General features: G+C 57.5%; 20 protein-coding genes. 4 read left to right on the top strand and 16 right to left on the bottom strand.

The genetic code is table 11. The features are described from left to right. The first annotated feature begins 195 nt into the window (after positions 1-195). Both ACWHYZ_RS13900 and ACWHYZ_RS13895 read left to right on the top strand, forming a co-directional pair. Entirely contained in the window at positions 196-1,089 is an 894-nt protein-coding gene (locus tag ACWHYZ_RS13900) for a glycosyltransferase (RefSeq protein ID WP_447983285.1), read from the top strand. A 456-nt stretch (positions 1,090-1,545) separates the two neighbouring features. After that, positions 1,546-2,124, top strand: a complete 579-nt coding sequence (locus ACWHYZ_RS13895) for a PAS domain-containing protein (protein WP_447983284.1) — start codon at positions 1,546-1,548, stop codon at positions 2,122-2,124. Positions 2,125-2,385: 261 nt separating this feature from the next. On the opposite strand, the gene ACWHYZ_RS13890 is transcribed toward ACWHYZ_RS13895, so the two are convergent. The 3 genes from ACWHYZ_RS13890 to ACWHYZ_RS13880 form a co-directional block, all read right to left on the bottom strand. Next, a complete protein-coding gene (locus tag ACWHYZ_RS13890) occupies positions 2,386-2,652 on the bottom strand; it encodes a DUF4142 domain-containing protein (RefSeq protein WP_447983283.1) in 267 nt (88 codons plus the stop codon). Between the two features lie 187 nt (positions 2,653-2,839). Then, entirely contained in the window at positions 2,840-3,571 is a 732-nt protein-coding gene (locus tag ACWHYZ_RS13885; RefSeq protein WP_447983282.1) for a ferritin Dps family protein, read from the bottom strand. Then, positions 3,568-4,755: a hypothetical protein gene (locus ACWHYZ_RS13880; RefSeq protein ID WP_447983281.1), complete on the bottom strand. Its 1,188-nt coding sequence runs from the start codon at positions 4,753-4,755 to the stop codon at positions 3,568-3,570. Before ACWHYZ_RS13880 ends, ACWHYZ_RS13885 begins: the two co-directional genes overlap by 4 nt. A gap of 481 nt (positions 4,756-5,236) precedes the next feature. On the opposite strand from ACWHYZ_RS13880, the gene ACWHYZ_RS13875 reads away from it, so the two are divergent. Next, on the top strand, positions 5,237-6,112 hold the full coding sequence (locus tag ACWHYZ_RS13875; protein ID WP_447983280.1) for a PAS domain-containing protein: 876 nt from the start codon (positions 5,237-5,239) through the stop codon (positions 6,110-6,112). Between the two features lie 29 nt (positions 6,113-6,141). After that, positions 6,142-6,729 (top strand): sensor histidine kinase, encoded by a 588-nt coding sequence (locus ACWHYZ_RS13870; RefSeq protein WP_447983279.1) that lies wholly within the window; start codon positions 6,142-6,144, stop codon positions 6,727-6,729. A 415-nt stretch (positions 6,730-7,144) separates the two neighbouring features. Here ACWHYZ_RS13870 and ACWHYZ_RS13865 read toward each other — a convergent pair whose 3' ends face one another. The 13 genes from ACWHYZ_RS13865 to ACWHYZ_RS13805 all read right to left on the bottom strand — a co-directional run bounded on the left by ACWHYZ_RS13865 (position 7,145) and on the right by ACWHYZ_RS13805 (position 21,933). Beyond that, positions 7,145-8,617 (bottom strand): NADH-quinone oxidoreductase subunit N, encoded by a 1,473-nt coding sequence (locus ACWHYZ_RS13865; RefSeq protein ID WP_447983278.1) that lies wholly within the window; start codon positions 8,615-8,617, stop codon positions 7,145-7,147. Positions 8,618-8,620: 3 nt separating this feature from the next. After that, positions 8,621-10,120 carry an NADH-quinone oxidoreductase subunit M gene (gene nuoM / locus ACWHYZ_RS13860; RefSeq protein WP_447983277.1) on the bottom strand — a complete coding sequence of 500 codons (1,500 nt, stop codon included), beginning with the start codon at positions 10,118-10,120 and terminating at the stop codon, positions 8,621-8,623. A gap of 4 nt (positions 10,121-10,124) precedes the next feature. Then, positions 10,125-12,017, bottom strand: coding sequence for an NADH-quinone oxidoreductase subunit L (gene nuoL, locus ACWHYZ_RS13855; RefSeq protein ID WP_447987586.1), 1,893 nt, complete (start codon positions 12,015-12,017; stop codon positions 10,125-10,127). Between the two features lies 1 nt (position 12,018). After that, the gene (gene nuoK, locus ACWHYZ_RS13850) at positions 12,019-12,315 is read right to left on the bottom strand and encodes an NADH-quinone oxidoreductase subunit NuoK (RefSeq protein WP_447983276.1); all 297 of its coding nucleotides are present in this window, start codon (positions 12,313-12,315) and stop codon (positions 12,019-12,021) included. A gap of 42 nt (positions 12,316-12,357) precedes the next feature. Then, complete coding sequence (gene nuoJ / locus ACWHYZ_RS13845; RefSeq protein WP_447983275.1) at positions 12,358-12,858, bottom strand: NADH-quinone oxidoreductase subunit J; 501 nt, start codon at positions 12,856-12,858, stop codon at positions 12,358-12,360. An 81-nt stretch (positions 12,859-12,939) separates the two neighbouring features. Further along, positions 12,940-13,479, bottom strand: a complete 540-nt coding sequence (gene nuoI, locus ACWHYZ_RS13840; protein WP_447983274.1) for an NADH-quinone oxidoreductase subunit NuoI — start codon at positions 13,477-13,479, stop codon at positions 12,940-12,942. Further along, positions 13,476-14,447 carry an NADH-quinone oxidoreductase subunit NuoH gene (gene nuoH, locus ACWHYZ_RS13835; protein ID WP_447983273.1) on the bottom strand — a complete coding sequence of 324 codons (972 nt, stop codon included), beginning with the start codon at positions 14,445-14,447 and terminating at the stop codon, positions 13,476-13,478. Before nuoH ends, nuoI begins: the two co-directional genes overlap by 4 nt. Continuing rightward, positions 14,447-17,140 (bottom strand): NADH-quinone oxidoreductase subunit NuoG, encoded by a 2,694-nt coding sequence (gene nuoG / locus ACWHYZ_RS13830; RefSeq protein WP_447983272.1) that lies wholly within the window; start codon positions 17,138-17,140, stop codon positions 14,447-14,449. The genes nuoH and nuoG overlap by 1 nt, the downstream gene beginning before the upstream one ends. A 15-nt stretch (positions 17,141-17,155) precedes the next feature. Beyond that, on the bottom strand, positions 17,156-18,496 hold the full coding sequence (nuoF, locus tag ACWHYZ_RS13825; RefSeq protein WP_447983271.1) for an NADH-quinone oxidoreductase subunit NuoF: 1,341 nt from the start codon (positions 18,494-18,496) through the stop codon (positions 17,156-17,158). Between the two features lie 13 nt (positions 18,497-18,509). Then, on the bottom strand, positions 18,510-18,974 hold the full coding sequence (gene nuoE / locus ACWHYZ_RS13820; RefSeq protein ID WP_447983270.1) for an NADH-quinone oxidoreductase subunit NuoE: 465 nt from the start codon (positions 18,972-18,974) through the stop codon (positions 18,510-18,512). A 44-nt stretch (positions 18,975-19,018) separates the two neighbouring features. Then, positions 19,019-20,803 carry an NADH-quinone oxidoreductase subunit C/D gene (gene nuoC / locus ACWHYZ_RS13815; protein ID WP_447987585.1) on the bottom strand — a complete coding sequence of 595 codons (1,785 nt, stop codon included), beginning with the start codon at positions 20,801-20,803 and terminating at the stop codon, positions 19,019-19,021. After that, on the bottom strand, positions 20,778-21,512 hold the full coding sequence (locus tag ACWHYZ_RS13810) for an NADH-quinone oxidoreductase subunit B (protein WP_447983269.1): 735 nt from the start codon (positions 21,510-21,512) through the stop codon (positions 20,778-20,780). The genes nuoC and ACWHYZ_RS13810 overlap by 26 nt, the downstream gene beginning before the upstream one ends. Then, positions 21,496-21,933 carry an NADH-quinone oxidoreductase subunit A gene (locus ACWHYZ_RS13805; protein WP_447983268.1) on the bottom strand — a complete coding sequence of 146 codons (438 nt, stop codon included), beginning with the start codon at positions 21,931-21,933 and terminating at the stop codon, positions 21,496-21,498. The genes ACWHYZ_RS13810 and ACWHYZ_RS13805 overlap by 17 nt, the downstream gene beginning before the upstream one ends. Positions 21,934-22,166: the final 233 nt, after the last annotated feature.

Here is a 22,166-nt window from a genome sequence, read left to right as displayed (position 1 = left end):
GTGCGTCAGTCGTTATCGGTCGAGCAGTCGCACGGGAACTGACGTGTATCCCGACAGCAGACTGGGCCTCATTGTCGTTCGCTCCCGACGAACAGAAAGACAGTGCGGACGATAGTTCCCATAAACGAGCCGGAATGTAATAGGCCGCATTTAGTTACCGATCCGAAGTGTAAAGCGCCCGGCACATTAGACACCATGGACGTGGTAAGCGTTGTCATTCCGTATTTAAGGGGAGCCACGTTTCTCAACGAGGCGATCGAAAGTGTCACATCTCAGACCTACGCTGACTATGAAATTGTTATCGTCGATGGTGAATCCTCTGGCCGTGCAGCAGAGGTCGCCAGCAATTATCTCGGTATTCGGTATGCGAGGCTGCAGGGAACAGGACTAGCAGCTGCTCGCAATCAGGGTTTACAGATCTGCTCCGGTAACTATGTCGTATTTTTGGACACCGATGATCGACTTCTTCCGCTCCATTTCCAGAGCTGTCTTGAGGCGTTTCACTCTCACCCGAAGGTCGCGTTTGTCTGTGGAGATTACCGGTGGTTCGGCGCTGAGTCAGTCACACATGTTCACAACTGTCTCCCGACGCCGACGCACTACGCCACGCTTTTGCGGACGAATTTCATCGGGCCGATCCATGCCATCATGTTTCGGCGTGATGTCCTCACGGCTCTTGGGGGGTTCGCACTCGAGTTTGAAAGGTGTGAAGACCAAGAACTGTATTTGCGAGTCGCAGGTCGCCATCCGATCCATTGCCATCACAGGGTGATCGCGGAATATAGGAGGCATGGAGAGAGGATTACGCCCCGATGGGATCTGATGTTGGCGTATGCCATGAAAATGCTGCACTTACACATCGATGATGCCGCGGGCAATGTCATGTATCAGCGCGCTTGGACGCAGGGCTTTCTCGATCGCCATCAAATGTACGGTGAGCCCTTGCTCTGCGCTATGGTACATGCCGCACGGTCAGGAGAATGGGTGCGGGCCATGACCTATCTTCCCGTGCTTCTACGATGGTATCCACAAGGCCTCTGCAGGCTGTTGACTGGAAAAATGCATCACGTGAGCAGAGTAATACGTTGATGATCGAAGCCATTCAGTTTGAGCCCCGCGGGAGAAAGGGAATATCTGAGTCTTCCACTCTATCATCCCGCGACGTGTTTCTTTAATTCTCACCATTGACGGGGCCACGATGTGTAAGTGTGCCATGTGCGACAGAACAGGCCCGGTGAACCGAATCCGACCAGCATTCCATGAGACGGTTCCCTGTGTCAGGGCACGATATCGACATCCCGGATTCTCACGCGTACCATCGAGCAGGTTGAGCCTCACGAGGAAATACAACTTTACCAATGCGAGGTACTTTGGCACACAACCGCTCTGCTCCCTGAATGCAATCTTCTCCCGCCAGAAATACTCAATCTGCCGTATTGAGTCGACCGCTAAAGACCGTTAGGCCGCTCCCTCGCGATGTGCGTGTTCTGAAAGTCACTGCTGGATGATATGGCCTCGTATCGAATGCTTGTAAAGAGGGACACCATGCTCGAGCCGAACTTCATCAATGCAGCGCTTAAGGTATATGCCATGCGATATGAAGAGATAAGGGCTAATCAGCAGAGTATTAGTCAGTGGCGCGCCGAACTGGCGGCCCTTCAAACGATGTCTTCTCCGACGTTCACCCCGGCTGACGAAGCCGACTTGGCCTTCGTCCTGCCTGCATGTATTGACGCACTGTCAATCGAACACATGGGCCCAAGACAAGGCTCTGAATCCGCGAATCGGCCCCTCGAATTGATCAGGAGGGGCTATGTCGAAACTGATTCAAACTCGCTCATGACTCGGATAAATGGAGCCTTTCAATCTCTGCTGAACATTCCCGCAACCTTCTGTGGCCAGACGCTCATCCTCTTCATTGCCAAGGAAGACCGAAGGAGGTTTTTGCAGCAGTTTTTCCGTTTACGGCGCCGCGAGGCTTTCCATCTGAGCCACCTGAATCTGCGCCTTCAGCCCTACAGCGGTCCGCCATTTTTGGCGAAGGTGAGTGGCCAACGCATTGAGGGCACATACAAGCAGTTGCTCGGCATCGTGTGGTTAATGGAGCGAATAGATGAAGAATAACGTGAATCTTGCGGCCTGGTAGACGACGCTTGCAGGAAGGACCTATAAACAGGGAAAGAGAAAAGTGACTCCACACGCGAGCCGCATCACATCGGCTCGTAAAAAATTCCCACTCTTGCAGGGAAAGAGACGTTTACAAATTGCCGTCTCCGGCAACACTCACGTACGAGGGCACTTACTGGCCAGGAGACGTGAATTCCGGAAGAACGGTTGGTCAGCCGAGCTCGTGCTGTACGAGCTCGCTGCTGTGTGCCCTCCGTCTCACGGCCCAATGAATGGCCTCCCAGCTAAGAACTTGCATGCAGAGACTCCTTTTAGTCGTTCGCCTTGCAGGTGATCCTTTAGTATGGGCCGTGACCGTAGAAGTAGTTGGCGCAACTGATGACTGTCCGCCTCATTCATTGTTTCGTTCGCCAATCGAATCACCTTTTTATGGGTCTTGATCTCGTTGTCGATGTAGGGGAGGCCAAATTCCTCTCCCGATTTCGCGGTGAGGCATTCATTCCCTGCTGATGCTCGCACGATCATCTATTGACGGAGTTCTGGCTCAACGGGATTGACCATGAGCTATTTGGCAGCTTGGTTTCCCTATTACACACGCCGTCAGGGACGTAGCTGCCCCGGTCAGCAAAATCGCCAGCGCAACACGGCTCGCTTCAATGCCCTGGTAGCAATGCATGATGCTTCTGCCCGGCGTAAACAATAGTCCTTGATGTTATATCATCCCGGCTTCAGTCCTTATGCATGTCGTCATGAGGTCACGGATGGTTTGAAGATGGCGTTGTTCTTCAGCATACGCCTGCCTGAACTGACGCGCGACATCCTCTAACCCTAGGTCGCTTGTGAGGGTGATCAACATCTCCCACCCGTCGTGGTCCGCCAGCTCGGCAATATGGATCGCGTGCAAGCTTTGGTCGACTGACGTCCTGGGATCGGTGATGACCTGTAGCAAGCCCATCGACGCCACGCCGCTCGTGTCCGCACAAGGAGTTTGGGCTGTCGGGTCCGCTCCCAGGTCACGCATGACGTCCCAGATGAGGCCGAAATGCCGGGCTTCCTCATCGCGGAAGGTGTGAAGCGTGTCCAAGGGAAGTGAATGCGCCTCGCCTGTTCTTGTCTGACATTTGTTGAGAAACGCATCATAGAGCCTCGTTCCGGTGCGCTCAAACGCTAGTCGCTCACCGAGTTTATCAATCAGCACTTCGGGTCTCTTCCCGGTGAGCTTCTGCATGACAGTCTGCGTCACACCTTTTAGTGTCCCAGGGACAGGCACCGTCCCGATTGGCTCGGCCACCTGTATGTCACGACTGCGATACGCAGCGAGGGTCCGCTCGTCCCCCTCAGAGCTCGGGCGTGTGGCGCGCGCGGCTGCAATAAGCTCTTGCGCATGGATTGGAGACAGGTCGATACCCGTTCGATTCATTCCAAGATCCGTCGGATGTGTCATACCGCCTCCTTCATCTTTTGACCTGGGACTTTCTGCGTCAGTTCTGTCCCCGGAGCCCATCGATAGCCGGCCGCCGCGGTCTGACTGGGCGACCCTTCCGAATTCAGTTGTCGCCGATACTTCAGGGATCGCTCAGGCTCCTGCGCTTTGTCCACAAACTGTGTCCCGTTTGCCCGCAAATCCACCTCCTGGTTGAGGACCATTCGGACAAAGTCCCGTTGGCTTTTGTAGGCAATTGGCTCGGGGAGTTCAGCAGAGAGTATCTCCGCGGGGTCGCGGCGTTCCATGTTCTTAAATGCCTCCATCGCGTAGTTCAAATGCCCCAGTTCATAATCCAGAAAGCGTTCCCAAATGGCTTTAATGCGAGGGTTGCTCTCCTGCACCATACAACTGTAATAGTTGTAGACTTCCTGAGCCTCATGCAGCACCCACTTTTCCAGCCAGGTCTCCGTCGGATCGATGATGGATTCATACTGGGTGACATGCTGTTCTTCGATGGAGGCAATCTCCGCATATAATTGTCGGGCGACGGGGTCCGCAAAGAGGGGACCGATGTTCATATAATAATTGTGCGTCTGCTGCTCGCCTGACATGATCGTTAAGGCATTGAGTTTTGTCACCGGTGCCGCGCGTCGGCAATCGTAGTGATCGCGCAGGTCATCCTCAGGCGCACGATGCTCATCGACCGTCGGTCGGCCCGGCAGAATATCCGTATAGCACTGCAAGATATTGTTTGCATCTTTCCCTTCTAAGCGATCCATCAGGGCGGTATACCGATACAAGTGATCGAAGTCTTCGAGCAATCCAAACCGTAAGACCTGTGCGATGTAAGGATCCGGTTCGTTCTGCGCCAGTGACGCCGTCACCTCGATTGCCACCTGTTCATACCCGATGGTGGTTTCTAAGGGAGACTGGTCGGCTGGAAGCAGCCAATTGACCATCGTGGCCTGGTGCTGCTCGCTGCGACGGACCTTTGCGAGAGACAGTTGAAGGTCATTGTTCATACGCGCGCATGAATGTGAAAACCGCAAGGCTTCGGCCTCAATGCCGTTCATCAGAATGATGCGCACGCGTGTGAAGGCATCATCGTTGAGCTTACTAATCGGTTTCTGAACCATGTCCTTCCATGTAAAAGTCTGTTTCTCAATCGGCGTGCCCTTGTCCTGTAATAGATTGATCGCCATCTATGAGTCTCCCTACGCTATGGGTTAGTGCCTAACCATGTAACATGGGCATGCAACTCTCGTGTATCAGCCCATCCCGCCCTATGATGTCTCGGTATGACGGAGCGAGCTATCAGTCGAGAGAGAAAAGCTCGGCAGTGTGCCTGCGGCGAAGGAACCCACTTACAAGCCGATGCAGAGAGAAGTTCCCCTTATCGATAGGGCAACGGAGCCATCTATGGACTTTTCATTGTGCAGCGCCTCATCACTGCGATCGTCATCCGGTTGAAGCCAACGCTCGATATTTGACCGCTGTGCTATTCCTGTCCCCGAGTGATGTCGTGCGCAGACTAATATTGCAGACTTGCACTGATACAGTATGAACAGCCCGCCTGAGAAGTGCCATAGATGCACAGGTGTTATTCCCTGACATCATGGCTGCGACCGCACCTATTGTCTTCATCTCCGCATAGACGTACCGTTGTAATTCTTCGGGTGAGCTATGGTGGCACCAGGGGGCCCGACACGACTCTCTGAGTTTCAACTCCTACACATCGTCGACTCCATGTCGGACGCCTTCGTCTTCATGGACGAGCAATGGCGATATCTATACGTCAATCCTCAGGCGCAGAAGTTCATGGGACGACGCGCAGACAGCGTACTTGGCCGCCATATGTGGGACGAATTTCCGTATATGGTCGAGACGTCCGTGTATCGAGAATTGCAGCGCGCAATGAAGAGGCGTGAAGCAACACGATTCGAATTTTACTATGCGGACCGTGATCAATGGCTTGAACACGAGGCCTACCCCCTCCAACCTGGGCTGCTTATCTTGTTCCGGGACATCAGCGATCGCAAGAGGACGGAAGCGACAATCTCGCGTCAAGCCACTGAATTACAACACCGCGAAGACGTGGCGGTCAAACGTTTAGCCGAGCTTGAGACGATTTACGCGACGGCGCCGATTGGGTTATGTGTCCTCGACACCGATCTTCGCTTCAGTCGCATCAACGACCGCTTGGCGGATATGAACGGACTGCCGGCGGTCAGTCACATTGGCCGCACAGTGCGCGAGATGGTGCCACACCTAGCGGACCAAGTGGAGCCTCTCCTTCTGAAAGTTCTGGAAACCGGAGAGCCTGTGGTCGCACTTGAAATCACGGGAGAGACTTTGGCGTGTCCCGGAGAACCACATACGTTTCGAGATAGTTGTTTTCCGATTCGGACACCAGGCGGTGAGATTATTGGCATTAACATTGTCGCCGAAGACGTTACGGAAGAGGTTGGTGCACAACAGACGAAAGCGCGTCTGACGCAACAATTGCGCTCGCTGGCGACAGAACTCAGCTTGCAGAGGATCGGGAACGTAGGCGGTTAGCCACGGCTATTCATGACAATCTCGCGCAATTGCTGGCGGTCTGCCTCATGCGGCTTGAAGCCATTGAGAGAGCGAAAGAGATCGAGACGGAACGGCCGGCGCTGAAACAAGTGACGGCGATTCTCGATGAAGCGCTAACGGCGGCAAGAACCGTGACCGCCGATCTTCATCCGCCTCTGCATGGCTATGGCAACGACGTCAGAGACACTCTGAACTGGGTTGCCGACAAGATGCGACGCCATGGGCTGATGGTATCGTTCAACGTGTTAGGCAACCCGGAAGGTTTAGCTGATGACGTGCTGATCGTCACCTATCAGGCCGTTCAGGAATTACTGTGGAATGTCATCAAACATGCGCAAACATCGGAAGCGACAATAGCCCTCAATCGTTCTGGTCATCACGTGGAGATCGTCGTCGAAGATCACGGCAGGGGATTCGATGCTGCGCACAGCACGCAGAGACAGGGCGGAGGCTTTGGGTTGTTCAGCATTCGAGAGCGTCTGAACCTCGTTGGCGGTCAGTTGGACGTCATCCCGGTCTCTCCTCACGGTACGCGTGCCCGCATTACGGTTCCGGTGCAGCCGGGCACCCATGGCGTTCGAGACGTCCTGGGGTAGCCACTCGAAGGTCTACCCGATGTCGCGCAGCCGCCGCAGCAGACCATCGCTTCGCCGATCCGCATCTTGCTCATGGACGGGTTATCCCCACCATATGGTCGCCCTCTCGAATCCTCTACATCGGCCTATTACCACAGGTTATGAAAGGAAAAGACGGTGTGTCGTGACGGCTGGCCAAACCCAACAGCGGGGGACCCGATCGCTCCCGCATGACCACGGCCATAGAGAACCGCAGCACAGCGGTCAAAACGGATCAAGCATTCCGGAGCAATTTGGTGGGAGGATTCAGCCGGCACACCTAGACGAGGACGTAAGTATATGATTACGGCGGCCCCATCGCAGCGCCCGCCGGTTCCTCCAGCGACGGCTATCGCGACGATGAAGGAAGAACGGACTGCGAGACTCTCAAGGCGAGTCAGGAAAGCATCATGGTCTGAATCAGGCGGATGAGCGTATCCGGGTACAGGCCTACGCCAATGAGCAACAGGGTGAGGATGGTCACCGAGAAGACCGCGGCCAAGTTTGACGGCTGATGTCCTGCGAGTGGTCGGGGGAAGAAGCCCGGCTGCGCAACCGTCATGGCCATGGCGACCACGATGCGCAAGTAATAGAACAGCCCAATCACGCTATTGGCTACAAGCAGGATGATCAGGAACCAGAGTGACGATTGAACGCCGGCCGCAATCGCATAGAACTTTCCCAGGAACCCAACCGTCAAAGGAATACCGGCCAACGAGAGGAGCATGAGGGTCAAGCTTGCACCCAGCCAAGGCCGTCGCCAGAACAGCCCCCGGTAGTCCTCGATCCTATCCGCGTCTCGTGTCTCGCCCCTGCGCACCGGCTCAGCCGTAAGGGTGGAGACGACACCGAACGCGCCAAGCGTCGAGATGAAATAGGCCACCAAATAAAAGCTCACGGCTTCCACAGATATCGGTCCCGTGGCGAGGAATGCAACGAGCAGGTAGCCCAGCTGTGCGATCGACGAGTAGGCCAACAGCCGCTTGACGTTCTGTTGAAAAAGGGCCAGGAGGTTGCCCGCTATCATGGATAATGCCGCCATGCCGCTCAACATGAACCACAACGGTGGGTAATGAAGCCCATCCACTTGCATGAAATAGCGGAATAGGAGGGCCAATACGGCACCCTTCGACACGGTAGCGACAAAGGCGGTGACGGGAGCGGGGGCGCCTTCATAGACGTCCGGCGTCCACATATGAAACGGCACGAGCGCAAGCTTGAACCCCATGGCGGTCAGGATCATGACGGTTCCGATGACAAACAGGGATGCGTTCACATTCTCCCTGCGAAGCTCCGCGCCGATGCCGGAGAACTCCATCGTGCCCATGTCGAAGTAAATCAAGGCCATGCCGAAAATGAGAAATGCAGAGGCCGCGGCGGACAGGACGAGATACTTGAGGGCCGCTTCTATTGGCCTCCGACGATGCCGGAAGTAGCCGATCAGCGTGTACAGCGACACGCCGACGAGTTCCAACCCGAGAAACAGCGAGACGAAGTGGGTGGCGATCACCAGCACGTTTGCGCCGAGCGATGCGAGCAACAGCAACACATAGAATTCCTCGACCTGTTCCTCATGATGGGCCTGCTCTTCAAAGTAGCTGTACGCGAGGGCGGTGACGAACACCGTTCCCAGCAGCGTCAGCCCCATGTAAAAAAGCCCATAGCCATCTACAATCAGCAAGGCCATGACGGAGCGCGGGGCGACGGTGGCCGCAACAGGCAGTGAGGCGAAGGCGAGCCCGTACGCCGCCAACGACAATGCGGCTACAGCACCGTGTCGGCGGAAGAAGGCGGTGATAAGCATGGCGGTTACGGCGCCGATCGAGAGGACGAGGAGGGGCAGCAGGGCGATGAGGTCTTGTCTCGACATAGATTACCTTGTACTCGCTGTCGCAGACGGCGCGAGCGATGACTCGAGACGCTCGATGACCGACTCGGCGAGTCCGAGCACGGGTTGCGGTGCGACGCCCAACCACACCTGCACCGCCATCATGACTGCCAGCGTCGTGATGGCCGGCCTCGACAGGTCCGGAATCGGGACGGTCGCGGACACAGGGCCATAAAACGTTCGTTGCATCAACGCCAACGCATAGATCGTCGCGGCTACGATGCCGACGGTCGCGAAGACCGTTCCCGTCACGGTGACGCGGAATGTCCCGAGCAACACGAGAAATTCACCCACGAAGTTGCCGAGGCCGGGCAATCCCAATGACGCGATGGTAAAAAACAGGGCAATCGCCGCCATCTTGGGAACTGACGCCCATAAGCCCCCCATCCGGCCCATATCGCGGGTATGGAGTCTCTCTTGGAGCGCGCCGGCCAGCATGAACAGGGCGCCTGTGCTCACACCGTGCGCGAGCATTTGCATGACGGCGCCCTGGAGAGCCAAGCGATTCCAAGCAAAGATGCCGAGCAGAACGAATCCTAGATGGCTGACGCTGCTATAGGCAACGAGGCGCTTCAGATCGGTTTGGGCAAATGCCAGGATCGCACCGTACAAAATTCCGGCTACCCCCATTGTCATGGCGATGGGCGCGAATGAGAACGCGGCGTCGGGAAACAGAGGAATGGTAAATCGCAGCAGGCCATACGCGCCGGTTTTCAAGAGAAGCCCGGCCAAGAGCACGCTGCCCCCGGTCGGCGCCTCCGTATGTGCGTCAGGGAGCCAGGAATGGAAGGGGACAGCAGGCAGTTTCACGGCAAAGGCGGCGAAGAAGCCGAGCATCAATAACATGGCTGTCGTCGGATTAAGGGGCGTGTGAAGAAGTTCCGTGTACTCGAACGTGAGCCTATGCGTCTGCTGAAAGTGAAGCCAGGCGAGGGCCACGATGGCCACGAGCAGCAACAGGCTCCCGCCTTGGGTGAAGAGAAAGAATTTCATGGCCGCATACGTGCGGTTCTCGTGTCCCCAAATGTTGATCAGCAGATACATCGGGATTAGCATGACCTCCCAAAACACAAAAAACAGAAAGAGATCCATCGCGAGAAACACGCCGATGGTGCCGGCGACGACCCACAGGAGATTACAGTGAAAGAAGCCCACTCTTTCCTGAATCTCCGTCCATGAGGATACGACGGCGACCAAGCCGAGAAATCCGCTCAGGACGATCAGGAGAAGGCTCAGTCCATCGAGCGCGAGATGAGCGGTGATTCCCCAGCGGGGAATCCAGCTGGATGTCCATTCGGCATGCCAGATAGGACTTTCCACTGCAGCCCCGTCCGTTGCGGGAAGCCAGAGGTAGAGCCCGAGTGCGAGGTCGACCGCTAAGGCGATCCCCGAAATAACGCGCGGCCACACCGCGCCCCGTCGCTCCGACAGCCACGCGAGTGGGCCCGCCAGCAATGGAATAAGGATGAGCCAAATAAGCGCCATACATCTACGCAAATAGAGCGAGCGCGATCATCACCACCGCTCCCCCGGCCATCGTGGCGGCGTACCAGCGTACGCGGCCCGTCTGTGTCGCGCCGAGCACGTTAGAGGCAAAGCGGTGTAATGCAGCGAGGCCCCTATAGAGACGATCGATCACGTCGTTGCGATTGATCTCAGCAAGCCACAGAAACGGGCGGACGAAGAGAAGATGGTAGATTCGATCGAACCACCACCCTTGAAACCACAAACGTGAAAGGGCGGCGCCTGTTCGAGTATTGGAGAAGCGATCTGCCCGGTCCGGCCGGTGCAAGAACACGGCATAGGCCACGAGGATCCCGAGCACAGCGGCAACCATCACCGTGACTTGCACACTGACTTCTGAGTCAAGCGCTTGTTCACGCAGTGAGGTCGACGGCAAGACCGTGTCCATCAAACGACTGAAGAGCGAGACGCCGCCCAGGCTCGGCGGCGTCTCGAGCAAACCGGCTCCAAGAGACAGCGCGGCCAATGCCAACAGCGGGAGCCGCATTGCGAACCCAGGACGGCCATGCGGGAACGTCTTGATATCGCCGAAGAAGACATAAAAGACCAGACGGAAGCTATAGAGCGCCGTGATGAATGCGCCGAGCAGGCCGGCTGCCCATAGCCACGTGCTGCCCTGTGTCGATGCCCAGGTCTCCCACAAGATCAAATCCTTGCTATAAAAGCCGGCCGTAACCAGCGGCAGTCCTGCCAGCGATGCCGCGCCGATCACAAAGGTCCCAAACGTCAACGGCAGATGGCGACGAAGTCCTCCCATCCGAAAAATATCATGCTCATGATGCAGTGCGAGGATGATCGCGCCGGCTCCCAAGAAGAGCAGCGCCTTGAAACACGCATGGGTCATGAAGTGAAACAGGGCAGCCGACCACGCGCCGACGCCCAAGGCCAGGAACATATACCCGATTTGGCTGATCGTCGAATAGGCGAGGACGCGCTTGATGTCTCGTTGCACGAGGGCACTGAATGCGGCGAGGAGAAGCGTGAGGGCTCCAATGATGCCGACCGCAAACTGCACGGACGGGGCCAGTTCATACAACGTGTGGAGGCGCGCGATGAGGTACACACCAGCTGTTACCATAGTGGCGGCATGAATCAATGCGCTGACCGGCGTCGGGCCTGCCATGGCATCCGGCAGCCAAGTCTGAAGCGGAAGCTGGGCCGATTTACCCACCGCTCCCCCGAGCAGAAGCGCGGCAGCAGCGATTGCCGGCACCGCACCCGCGGGCCATTCGTGTATTGCGCGCGTTAGAAGATCTTGTATGTGCAGGGTGCCGAGGGTTGAGAACAGCAGAAACAGTCCGATCGCAAACGCCGTATCTCCTATGCGGGTGACGATGAATGCTTTCTGTGCAGCCCGCACGTTGCCGGGATCGGTATACCAGAACCCGATCAGAAGATAGCTGCACAGCCCCACGCCTTCCCACCCGAGATAGAGCAACAGCAGATTGTCGGCGAGAACCAGGATCAACATCGAGGCGACGAAGAGATTCATATACGAGAAGAAGCGGCGATAGCCTTCGTCCTCCCTCATGAATTCCGAGGAATAGAGATGAATCAAGAATCCGACGAACGTGATGACGACTATCATCACTAACGAGAGCGCGTCCAGGTGAAAGCCGACCGTCGGGCTGAATCCCGACGTGTTCATCCAGGTCCAGATTGTCTGGCTATAGGAGTTCCCGGCCGGAGGCGCAGTGAGAAAGGCGGCGGCGATGAGCACCGTGACGGCCGCCGATGCAGCCACCGAGCCGACGCCTACCCACGTGACCGTTGGCCGTGTCAGCCGATCGGCGAGAACCGTCAGAATCACGAATCCGGCGAGTGGGAGCGCCGGAATCAGCCACAACAGACCAAACATGTTATCCATGCATCGTGCTCGCGCTATCCATATCCAGCGTTTTAAACCGATAATACAGTTGCAATAGGAGCGCCAAGGCGATGGACACTTCCGCCGCCGCCAGGGTCAGAATAAAGATGAACATCACTTGCCCGTCCGGTTGAGACCATCGGGCGCCGGCAGCGATGAACGCGAGGCCGGCCGCGTTGACCATGATCTCGACAGACATCAGGATGAAGATCAAATTGCGCCGAACGAGCAGACCCACCAACCCGAGGGCAAACAGGATCCCGGCGAGCAACAGGGCATGTGTCGTCATGGCATCCTCGGTTCGAACCCTGGACCCTTGGTCAACATCCGGCTAAGCCTTTCTCAAGCGTCTTCCCAAGTGGTACGCCCCGATCAATCCCGGCAATAGCAGCAGTGACGCCAGCTCTACCCCGATCAAATAAGGTCCATACAGGCTGATGCTGACCTGGTTCGGGTTCACGACGGTCCTGCTCGTGGAATACTCGCCACGGTCGATAACGAAAAGATAGGCCAGTTCGATCAACAAGAGAACCGAGAGGAAAACGGGCCCTCGCCACACCCTCGGCTCGATCCACCGCTGTTCCTGTCGGATCGTTTGTGGACCGAGGTTCAGCATCATGACGACGAAGATAAAAAGCACCATGATAGCGCCGGCGTAGAGGATCACCTCTAACGCGCCGATGAACGGGGCGCCCAATATGACAAAGATGAGGGCCACGGCCAACAGCGACACGGTCAAGTAGAGGAGTGCATGCACGGGGTCGGCATGGGTGACGACGCGGAGAGTCGCGACTACGGCTACGGCGGCTGAGATATAGAATACGATTTCCATCACAAACTTCAGCGTTCAGCTCGAGGCATTCGGCACCCTCCGGAGTGATTAGTCACCGCCGATCGCCTCACCGTGTTCTCTTCACGGCAGCAGGCTGTGCACGTCCACCGGCGGCGCTTCATTCTCGGATTCTCCCTTGTCCTTCCCTCCGATTCGGACCCCGGCCACTCGATAAAAATTGTAGCCCGGATATTTGCCTTGCCCGCTGATGAGCAAATGCTCCTTCTCGTAGACCATGTTCTGCCGCCGGTACTCGCTCATCTCGACATCGGGTATCAGTTGGATCGCATACGTCGGACAGGCCTCTTCACAGTGGCCGCAATAAATACAGCGTGAAAAGTTAATGCGAAAGAAGGCCGGATACCGGCGATCGTGCTCGTCGAGGTCCTCGGTAGCCTGAAGCGCGATACAGTCTACCGGGCATGCCGCTGCGCACAGATAACACGCGACGCACCGTTCCTTCCCATCGGGGTCGCGGGTGAGCACGATCCGGCCGCGAAACCGAGGGGGCAGATACGGTTTCTCATCGGGATACTGGACAGTGATCGGTCGTTGAACCGTGCGTTTCGCGACGATCCAGAGCCCCTTCAACAATGCCGCAACCGCGCGAAGCCATCTCATATCCGCCCCGCCTTTGGTCCATTAGCTAATACAAGCGCTCCCGTAATAAGAATATTGACGAGCGTGAGCGGGAGCAGCAGTTTCCAACCGAGCGAGAGAAATTGATCGAACCGGAGCCTCGGAAGCGTAGCACGAATCAAGAAGATCAACGCCATGAACGCCAGGGTCTTCAGGAGGAACCAGATGAACGGTGGAAGCCAGGGGCCCTGCCATCCGCCGAAAAACAACACGGTGATCATCGCGGAGATCAAAATAACGCCCGCATATTCCCCGACGAAAAACATCCCGAATTTCATCCCCGAATACTCGGCATGGTAGCCGGCGACCAATTCGGTCTCTGCTTCCGGGATATCGAACGGTGCCCGATGAGTCTCCGCCAGGCCGGCGATCAGAAAGATGACGAACCCGATAGCTTGGGGGATGATAAACCACCCGCCTCGCTGAGCCTCGACGATCTCCCGCAAATTGAAGCTCCCGGCGAGAATGACCACCCCCATAAGCGCCAACCCCATGAAGACCTCATAACTCAGCAACTGCGCCGTGGCGCGCATGGCACCGAGGAACGGGTATTTACTGTTCGATGCCCATCCGCCGAGGACCACACTGTAGGCGGCAAGCGAGGACATGGCGAGGAAAAACAACAGCCCGATGTTGAGATTCGCAACGGCCATGCCCGGGGCGAACGGCACCACCGCGAAAGACAAGAGCGTTGTGATAATCACGACCGTCGGCGCGAGGATGAACACCGGTTTGTCTGCGAAGGGCGGTATCCAATCCTCCTTGGTGAAAATCTTGATCATGTCGGCCACCGACTGTAAGACGCCGAACGGGCCGACGCGATTAGGCCCGAAGCGTTCCTGCCAGATGCCCAGTAACCGGCGTTCCATCCAGATCGCCATTGCGCTGAGCGTCAACACGCCGCCCAGCACACACGCAATCATGAATAGTTGAGACAACATGGGTTCCATTAGTCCTCCACCATGGACATGTTTCCCCATCCCGGGATCGGCGGTCGTTCCCAGGTATCCAGGATCGGTACGCCGGCAGCACCATGTGGAAAGGGCGCAGAAATCCTGATAGGGAGCCGATAAGTCCAGCCGTTCACGCTTACTGTGGCCAGCCGTCCCTCCTCGAGTCCGTGGCCTTTCGCGTCCTCGGCATTGAGTAGGAGGTACGGCGCTGGAATACGCTCCCGTACAGCCGGCGAACGTGCACTGAGTTCCTCGCTACCGAATACGTGATAAATCGGGAGGACGAGCCATTGCTCAGCACGGCGATGGAAGGCGGCCGGAACACGTGTGAAGTATGGCCTGCCATTGCCATGAGGGCGAATCAGCATTACGCCGGAGACTTCCTTGCTTAACGGGCCTGGTATTTCCCCGAGGAATTTCGTCAATGCCTGATTCGAATGCCAGCCCGGTGCGATGAATTGAGGGATCAACGGCAATGGCACGGGTCCGCGATAGCCTTCCATGGAAAACGCGAGTGGCGAGTCCGGATCATCGGGCGGTTTCGGCTCATGCAGGGTCTGCTGGGCGAAGATCGCAGTGCGGCCGCTGTAGCGCTCGGGCTGCCGGGGAATTTTTGCACCAAGGAAGCGGATGCCCGCCGGCGGGGCCACGCTCGGCAGGTCGGCGAAGGTCGGAATCTCGCGTGAGAGTGCCCTTACGACATCGTCCACATTTTGCCAGGGTAACGGCCTTCCGAACGCCGCCGCGATCTCACGTATCCAGCGCCAGCTTTCTTGGACCTCGTCCTGTGGGACGAAGACTTGATAGAAGCGTTGGGCACGTCCTTCGTAGTTGACGAACGTGCCATCACCTTCTGCGAATGTCGAGGCCGGGAAGACCACGTCTGCATGCCCCGTCGTCTCGCTTTCGAGATGATCGAGGACGACGACGTCGGCAGCGCAACGTAGAATGGTGGAGATCGCCTTGTTGGACTGCCGAAGCACATCGTTTTCGAGAATCATGAGTGTGTGATCGGCATCGACCATTTCGCAGGCATCCTCGAGGCTAAGCCCATCAATCAATGCGACTCCTACGCTGTTCGGATGCGGGACGGCATAGGCGACGCGCGTGGCGGCGTTCAACCGGTGTAAGGCCCACGCGACGTTTGCCGTCGAGTGCAGCACGCCTTCACTGGCGCTGCCGATTCCGGACAGAACGACCGGTCGAGCGGCTTCTCGCAGTGCATCAGCCACACGTCGCGCAGCGGCACGCGTCGTCCCCGAAAGGTCGGACACAGGGGCGGCTGCCGGGTCCAGTTCATGGGCCACGGCAAACCCGAACCGTGCCGTCTCGTCGGGAGTCGTGTTGAATGTGTCGGTCGCGAAGTCATTCAGCCAGGTTCTATGGTAGCCGGCGATGAAGAGCGGACCCTTCCGGCCATGCGTGGCTTCACGTACGGCCGCATCGTGCCACTGAGGAATTCCGAGTTCGTCGACTAGCGCGAGCGGCTGTTGGCGTATCGACTGCAGCAGTGCGAGGGCCATCCGCGGCGCGGTGTTCAACACGTCTTCGCCGAGGACGAGTACCGCGTCGGCCTGTTCGATATCGGCAATCGAGGCGACCGGCGTCGCGCTATTTCGAATGATGTCAACCGTCGTTTTAAGCAGCCGCTGCTCCGCACGGGAGAGCCCCGTGCAGAAACGGGCGGGCCCGACCAGCGTCCGAAGCGCGAAGTTCCCTTCCAAAGAAGCGCGCGGGGAGCCGATTCCGATCATCCGATCGGAGTTGATCCGGACGGTGGCGTGTCTCAGTGCCTCGTCTTTCGAGACGCGAACGGCGGCAGCGCCGCGTTCAGGCTTGAGTGACGGATGACGAATGCGCTCCCGGGCATTGACGAATTCATAGCCGAAGCGGCCGCGATCGCACAGGAAGTAGCCATTGACTTGGCTGTTGTATCGGTTTGTGATTCGCCTTATGATTCCGTACCGCTCGCCTGGCGTCGTATTGCAGCCCACGCCGCAGTGCGTGCAGATCGACGGCGCGGACTGAAGATCCCACTTTCTCGTGTAGTGATGGAGCTGCGTGTTGTCGTTGAACACGCCGGTTGGACACACCTCGATGAGATTTCCGCTAAATTCGTTCTCGAGCACGCCGTCCTCGTGCCGTCCGAAATACACGTGGTTGTGGGACGCAAAGACGTCGAAATCACGACCCCCGGCGTAATCGCGGTAAAACCGCGCGCAGCGATAGCATTCGATGCAGCGGTTCATGTCGTGCTTGATGAAAGGCCCCAGGTATTGATTGCGGAACGTGCGCTTGGGGAAGTGGAAGCGGCGATAGGCGTGGCCGGTCAGGACTGTCATGTCCTGCAGGTGACACTCGCCACCCTCGTCACACACCGGACAATCGTGCGGATGGTTCGCCATCAGCCATTCAATCACGCTCTGCCGGAACGCCTTCGCTTCGGGGTCGTCGATGGAAATACGCGTGCCGTCACTTGGCGGCGTCATGCAGGACATCACCAGGCGACCGGCCGTATCTTTGTCGTCCTGAAACTGTTTCACCGCACACTGTCGGCATGCCCCGACGGACCCCAGGGCCGGATGCCAGCAGAAGTACGGGACGTTAAAACCAAGTGAGAGGCAGACCGCGAGGAGATTCTGCCCGTCATTCGCCTCGTAAGGTTTCTCGTTGATCGAGATTGTTGCCATATCGGGTCCTGTACCTTAGCTCGCAGCCTTTTCTCTGGTGTCGAGCAGATGGAGAGGATGCCCCTTCTGCCACGGGCACCGCTGCTCACGGACGTGCCGCTTGAAATCTCCCTGAAAATACGTCAAGGCGCTGGCCAACGGGTCCATGGCGCCTGGCGCAAGCGCACAGAACGTATTCCCGGGACCCAAAAATTTGGTGTGCATTAGAAGGACATCGAGGTCGGATTCGGTACCGCGTCCCTGTTCGAGGCTTTTGAGAATCAGGCCGACCCACGAGAGACCTTCGCGACACGGTGTGCACCAGCCGCACGACTCCTGCGCGAAAAACTGTTCGAGGTTTAGCATGAAGCCCACCGGACAGGTGTGATCATCGAGCACGATCATCGTGCCGGTGCCCATGCGGCTTCCGCCCGCCTGTATGGAATCGAAATCCATCTGCAGATCGAGATGGTCGCCTGTGAGAAACGCCGTTGAAGCGCCTCCCGGCAGGAGCCCCCGAAAGCGATGCCCGGGTCGCATGCCGCCCGCATGGACGTCAAGAATCTCTCTGATCGTCGTACCCATCGGGAGCTCCCAGAGGCCCGGCTGATTCACCTGTCCACTTACCCCGTACAGCTTGGTGCCGCCCTCCTTGCCGAGACCCAGGCTGCGATACCACTCGACGCCGTGGAGCACGATGTGCGGGACGTAGTAGAGGGTTTCGACATTTTGCACGACGGTCGGCTTTCCCCAGAGTCCTGAGACCTGCGGGTACGGCGGCTTCGCTCGCGGGATGGCGCGCTTGCCCTCGAGTGCGTTGAGCAGTGCGGTTTCTTCCCCGCAGATATAGCGCCCGGCGCTCGTGTGCAGGTGGACGTCGAAACTGAAATCCGACCCCAGAATGTGGCGGCCGAGAAAGCCGCGCTCCTGGGCTTCCGCGATCGCGCGGGTCAGCCGACGAGCCGCCAGATAGTACTCCTGGCGCAAAAAAATGTACCCGGCATCCGCTTCGAGGGCATACGCGGCCACGATCATACTCTCGATCATCTGGTGCGGGTCGCCTTCGAGAAGAAAACGGTCCTTGAATGTGCCGGGCTCCATCTCATCGGCATTGACGACGAGATACTTCGGCCGGGGCGCATTCGATCCCATCGGGACGAAGCTCCACTTCTTGCCGGTAGGAAAGCCTGCACCGCCACGTCCACGTAGATGCGACTCGGTCACAAGCTTTTGCACATCTAAAGGCGATAGGGTTCGGAGCGCCTTGCGCACGGCCTCGTATCCGCCGGTCTTCTCGTAGTCGGCGATCCACAGCGGCTCGTCAAGCGACGCAATACGATGGGTCAACGGACGATCGGTGTCATTCAGACGTGGCATGGTTCTCATGGTTCTATTGGTACCGCTGAAGCACGACGTTAATGCGATCCGGTGTGACGTTGTGGTGCAGGTCCTCATCGACCATCATCACGGGAGCATGATCGCACGCCCCTAAACAAACGATAGGAAGAAGGGTAAAGCGTTGATCGGGCGTCGTCTGCCCATAGTCGATGCCGAGCCTTCTCTTCACCTGATCGTGAAGACGCTCGTACCCCATGATCCAACACGAGATGCTGTTACACAGAAACACGACATGGCGGCCAACCGGCTTGCGGAAAATCAGGTTATAGAACGTCGCGACGCCATCGAGTTCGTCGGGGGTCATGTCCAATAATGCAGCCAGACTCTTCAAGTCTTCATCCGAGACCCACCGGCGGTGACGCTGGACGATCTTCAGGGCGTCCACGCAGGCGGCTCGCTTATCCGGATAGTGCACCAGCTCTCGTTCTATCTCTTGCCGTTCGATCTCGGTGAGCATTTCATGACCTCGTATCTGTTACTCTGCCCAACATTCCGTCGTCTTCACCGGTCCACATCCGACAAGACAAAATCGACGCTGCCTAAAATGGCGAGTAGATCCGAAAGGAGTTCGCCACGCGAGATGAATGGCACCATCTGAATGTGAGGAAACGACGGCGTGCGAATCCGAGTTCGGTACGGCGTTTCGCTGCCGTCACTCGTGAGGTAATAGCAGACCTGTCCCTTCGCTCCTTCGATCTGTACGCCTGCTTCCCCTGCCGGCATGACCGGTCCCCAACTCACTCCGATGAAATGTGTGATCAGGGTTTCGATGTCATGCATCGTTCGTTCCTTGATCGGCGGAGTCGCGAGCGGATGGAGCGCCTTGTAGGTTCCTGCGGGCATTTCCTTGAGACACTGCTCGATGATCCGCAGCGATTGTCGCATCTCTTCCGTGCGAACAATGGCGCGGTCATAGCAGTCGCCCTTGTGGGCGATCGGCACGTCGAAATCGAAACATTCGTAGCCTGAATAGGGGCGCTGCTTGCGCAGATCCCAACGAAATCCGCAGGCACGAAGACCCGGTCCTGTGACGCCCCATTCGATTGCGTCGTCTAAGGTATAGGCGCCGATCCCGACCGTCCTGGCCTGGAAGACCGGATTGTGCATCACCAGGTCGTCGTACTCGTCCAGTCGTTTGGGAAAATACTCAATGAATTGTCGGACGAGGTACTCCCAGCCTTCGGGGAGATCGTTCGCCACGCCGCCGATCCTAAACCAGTTGGGATGCATGCGGGCGCCACACACCGCTTCGGCAATATGGTGAATCCGCTCACGATCATTGAACATATAAAATACGGGAGAGAGGGCGCCGACGTCTTGGGAGAAAGTCCCGTACCAGACCAAGTGATTGGCGATGCGGTAGAACTCCGACATCATGATTCTGATCACCTTGACGCGGTCCGGCACTTCGATGCAGGCTAAGGCTTCGACCGATTGAAGGTATCCCATCTCATTCAGTACGCCTTGGAGATAGTCCACTCGGTCGGTATAGGGAATGTAGGTATGCCAGGTCTGGCGTTCGGCCATCTTTTCCTTGGCGCGGTGGTGATATCCGATGTCGGGGACGATGTCGACGATCGCTTCACCCTCCAGTTGCGCGACCAGGCGAAGGACGCCGTGTGTCCCCGTATGCGCCGGGCCGAGGTTCAAAAACATGTAGTCGAAGTGACCGTCCTCGGATGTCCTCAGCCCCCAGTCCTCTGGCCGGAATCGGAGGGCCTCCTGCTCGGCCTCCTTCTTCTCTTCGGGAAGCGTGAACCATCCCATCTCGGTGGCTCGCGCCCGGTGCTCCTTTCGTAGCGGATGGCCTTTCCAGCCTGGCGGCATCAGCAGACGGCGCAAGTGCGGATGGCCCTCGAAGCGGACTCCAAACATGTCCCACGCCTCGCGTTCGTACCAGTTTGCATTTGCCCACAGGTCCGAAATGCTTGCGATAGAAGGTGAGCTTCCGAACAGCGGCACTTTTACACGGATATCCGCATTTCGCTCAAACGACAGGACGTGGTAAACGACCGTGAAATCGCTCTGCGGTTGTCCTTCCCGATGTTGTCGAACGCGCTCGTCAATCACGGTGAGATCGAAGAGCAGTCGAAACGGCTGGGGAATCTCTCGCTTGAGATAGATCAGCACGGCTTTTGCCAAGTCCGGACTCGCCCAGATAATCGGAATCCCGTCCCGACCCAACTGGGTCATAAAACGATCTGCCCCGAAGCGCGTCATCAATTCATCAACGACGCCCCGTTCCTCAGCCCGGATCGAACTAGTCACGGCCTGCTCTCCATTCATTGGGCGAGAGTTCACCAGGCCGTCGTTCCCCGGGTCGTCGCCACAGGGCGTCGGTGAGGGGCAGGCGATCTATAGAAGGATATTCGGTGGCTTGCTGCCGTGTGCGCTGTTTTTGATCCCGCATCGACGGCATGATCGGTTGCTGTACCTCCGCGGGCCCGAACATCCAACTCAGTGGCCGTCGCTCTTTGCCGATCTTTTCCTGCAATAGCAGGAGCGCTTCCATAAACGCATATGGCGGCGGGGGGCAGCCCGGCATGTAGACATCCACGGGCAAGAACTTGTCGACGCCTTGCACGACGGAATACACGTCGAACATTCCGCCCGAGTTCGCGCACGAACCCATGGAGATGACCCAGCGCGGCTCCAGCATCTGCTCGTATAGTTGTTTGATGACAGGGGCGACCTTGATAAAGACGGTGCCGGATACCACCATGACGTCGGCTTGGCGGGGTGAGCCGCGCACGACCTCGGCTCCGAACCGGGCAATGTCATAGGCGCTGGTAATGCTCGTCGCCATCTCGACATAGCAGCAGGACAGCCCGAAGTTGAGCGGCCAGAGTGAGTTCTTTCGGCCCCATGCAATGAGGTCTTGCAGACGCGCGAGGAGCACGGATTCTCGCACGGCATCGACCGTTGAGCGGGTATAGTCGTTCGTTGAACCGGCCAGCAGTCGGTCGTCCGTCGTCTTGCTACGCGACCATCGCATCTCGCTTCTCCTGTTCGCGTTGGTCTGCTCGCTGATACTGCACACCCCATTCCAAGGCACCGACTCGCCACAGGTACGCCAGCGCCGCGAGCAGGATGCCGATGAACACGGCCATCTCGGCGAATCCGAGCCATCCGTTTTCCGGCACTGCGATGGCCCAGGCATAGATAAAGGCCGCTTCGACGTCCAAGACGACAAACAGCATGGCTGCGAGGTAATACTGGACGGGCAGTCGCAGTCGAGCCGTGCCGGTCGGAAGTATTCCCGCTTCGTACGGCTCGTTCGTTCCCCGTTCAATCTGCCGACCAGGCTTGCGCCAATGTCGTTCGCCGAGGAGCAGGGGGAGACCTACCATGCCGGTGACAACGATCAGTACCGCAATAAAGTAAAGTGCGAGCGACCAAAATGTGTTGTCTTCCATACCGGAGTCCTTTAGATGTTGTGGAGGGAGGCAAAGGTTAGGCCAGTTCAATGTGGGCTCAGACGACGAACACCAACACAATGAGCGATGCTCACCACTCTGTCTTGCAAGCCATTTAGCCGCATGACCAAGAGGTACAAGGCTTTGGTGATTGATGATATGGCGCTTGTCACCAGTGAACGGCTGTCCCTTCCTGGGACATGATGTCTTTAGCCGGTGGGACGAAGGTCGAA

Source organism: Nitrospira sp. Nam74 (assembly GCF_965152615.1).
This window is presented reverse-complemented; position numbering and strand designations above follow the sequence as displayed.

What these genes read in the sequence shown, in the direction of transcription:
- nuoM (WP_447983277.1), bottom strand. Translation starts at nt 10,120, where the DNA reads ATGGCGCTTATTTGGCTCATCCTTATTCCATTGCTGGCGGGCCCACTC.
- ACWHYZ_RS13890 (WP_447983283.1), bottom strand. Translation starts at nt 2,652, where the DNA reads ATGATCGTGCGAGCATCAGCAGGGAATGAATGCCTCACCGCGAAATCG.
- nuoE (WP_447983270.1), bottom strand. Translation starts at nt 18,974, where the DNA reads ATGCTCACCGAGATCGAACGGCAAGAGATAGAACGAGAGCTGGTGCAC.
- ACWHYZ_RS13900 (WP_447983285.1), top strand. Translation starts at nt 196, where the DNA reads ATGGACGTGGTAAGCGTTGTCATTCCGTATTTAAGGGGAGCCACGTTT.
- ACWHYZ_RS13880 (WP_447983281.1), bottom strand. Translation starts at nt 4,755, where the DNA reads ATGGCGATCAATCTATTACAGGACAAGGGCACGCCGATTGAGAAACAG.
- nuoK (WP_447983276.1), bottom strand. Translation starts at nt 12,315, where the DNA reads ATGACGACACATGCCCTGTTGCTCGCCGGGATCCTGTTTGCCCTCGGG.
- ACWHYZ_RS13805 (WP_447983268.1), bottom strand. Translation starts at nt 21,933, where the DNA reads ATGGAAGACAACACATTTTGGTCGCTCGCACTTTACTTTATTGCGGTA.
- nuoC (WP_447987585.1), bottom strand. Translation starts at nt 20,803, where the DNA reads ATGAATGGAGAGCAGGCCGTGACTAGTTCGATCCGGGCTGAGGAACGG.
- nuoF (WP_447983271.1), bottom strand. Translation starts at nt 18,496, where the DNA reads ATGCCACGTCTGAATGACACCGATCGTCCGTTGACCCATCGTATTGCG.
- nuoI (WP_447983274.1), bottom strand. Translation starts at nt 13,479, where the DNA reads ATGAGATGGCTTCGCGCGGTTGCGGCATTGTTGAAGGGGCTCTGGATC.
- nuoG (WP_447983272.1), bottom strand. Translation starts at nt 17,140, where the DNA reads ATGGCAACAATCTCGATCAACGAGAAACCTTACGAGGCGAATGACGGG.
- nuoL (WP_447987586.1), bottom strand. Translation starts at nt 12,017, where the DNA reads ATGTTTGGTCTGTTGTGGCTGATTCCGGCGCTCCCACTCGCCGGATTC.
- ACWHYZ_RS13885 (WP_447983282.1), bottom strand. Translation starts at nt 3,571, where the DNA reads ATGACACATCCGACGGATCTTGGAATGAATCGAACGGGTATCGACCTG.
- ACWHYZ_RS13895 (WP_447983284.1), top strand. Translation starts at nt 1,546, where the DNA reads ATGCTCGAGCCGAACTTCATCAATGCAGCGCTTAAGGTATATGCCATG.
- ACWHYZ_RS13810 (WP_447983269.1), bottom strand. Translation starts at nt 21,512, where the DNA reads ATGCGATGGTCGCGTAGCAAGACGACGGACGACCGACTGCTGGCCGGT.
- ACWHYZ_RS13875 (WP_447983280.1), top strand. Translation starts at nt 5,237, where the DNA reads ATGGTGGCACCAGGGGGCCCGACACGACTCTCTGAGTTTCAACTCCTA.
- nuoJ (WP_447983275.1), bottom strand. Translation starts at nt 12,858, where the DNA reads ATGGAAATCGTATTCTATATCTCAGCCGCCGTAGCCGTAGTCGCGACT.
- ACWHYZ_RS13865 (WP_447983278.1), bottom strand. Translation starts at nt 8,617, where the DNA reads ATGTCGAGACAAGACCTCATCGCCCTGCTGCCCCTCCTCGTCCTCTCG.
- nuoH (WP_447983273.1), bottom strand. Translation starts at nt 14,447, where the DNA reads ATGGAACCCATGTTGTCTCAACTATTCATGATTGCGTGTGTGCTGGGC.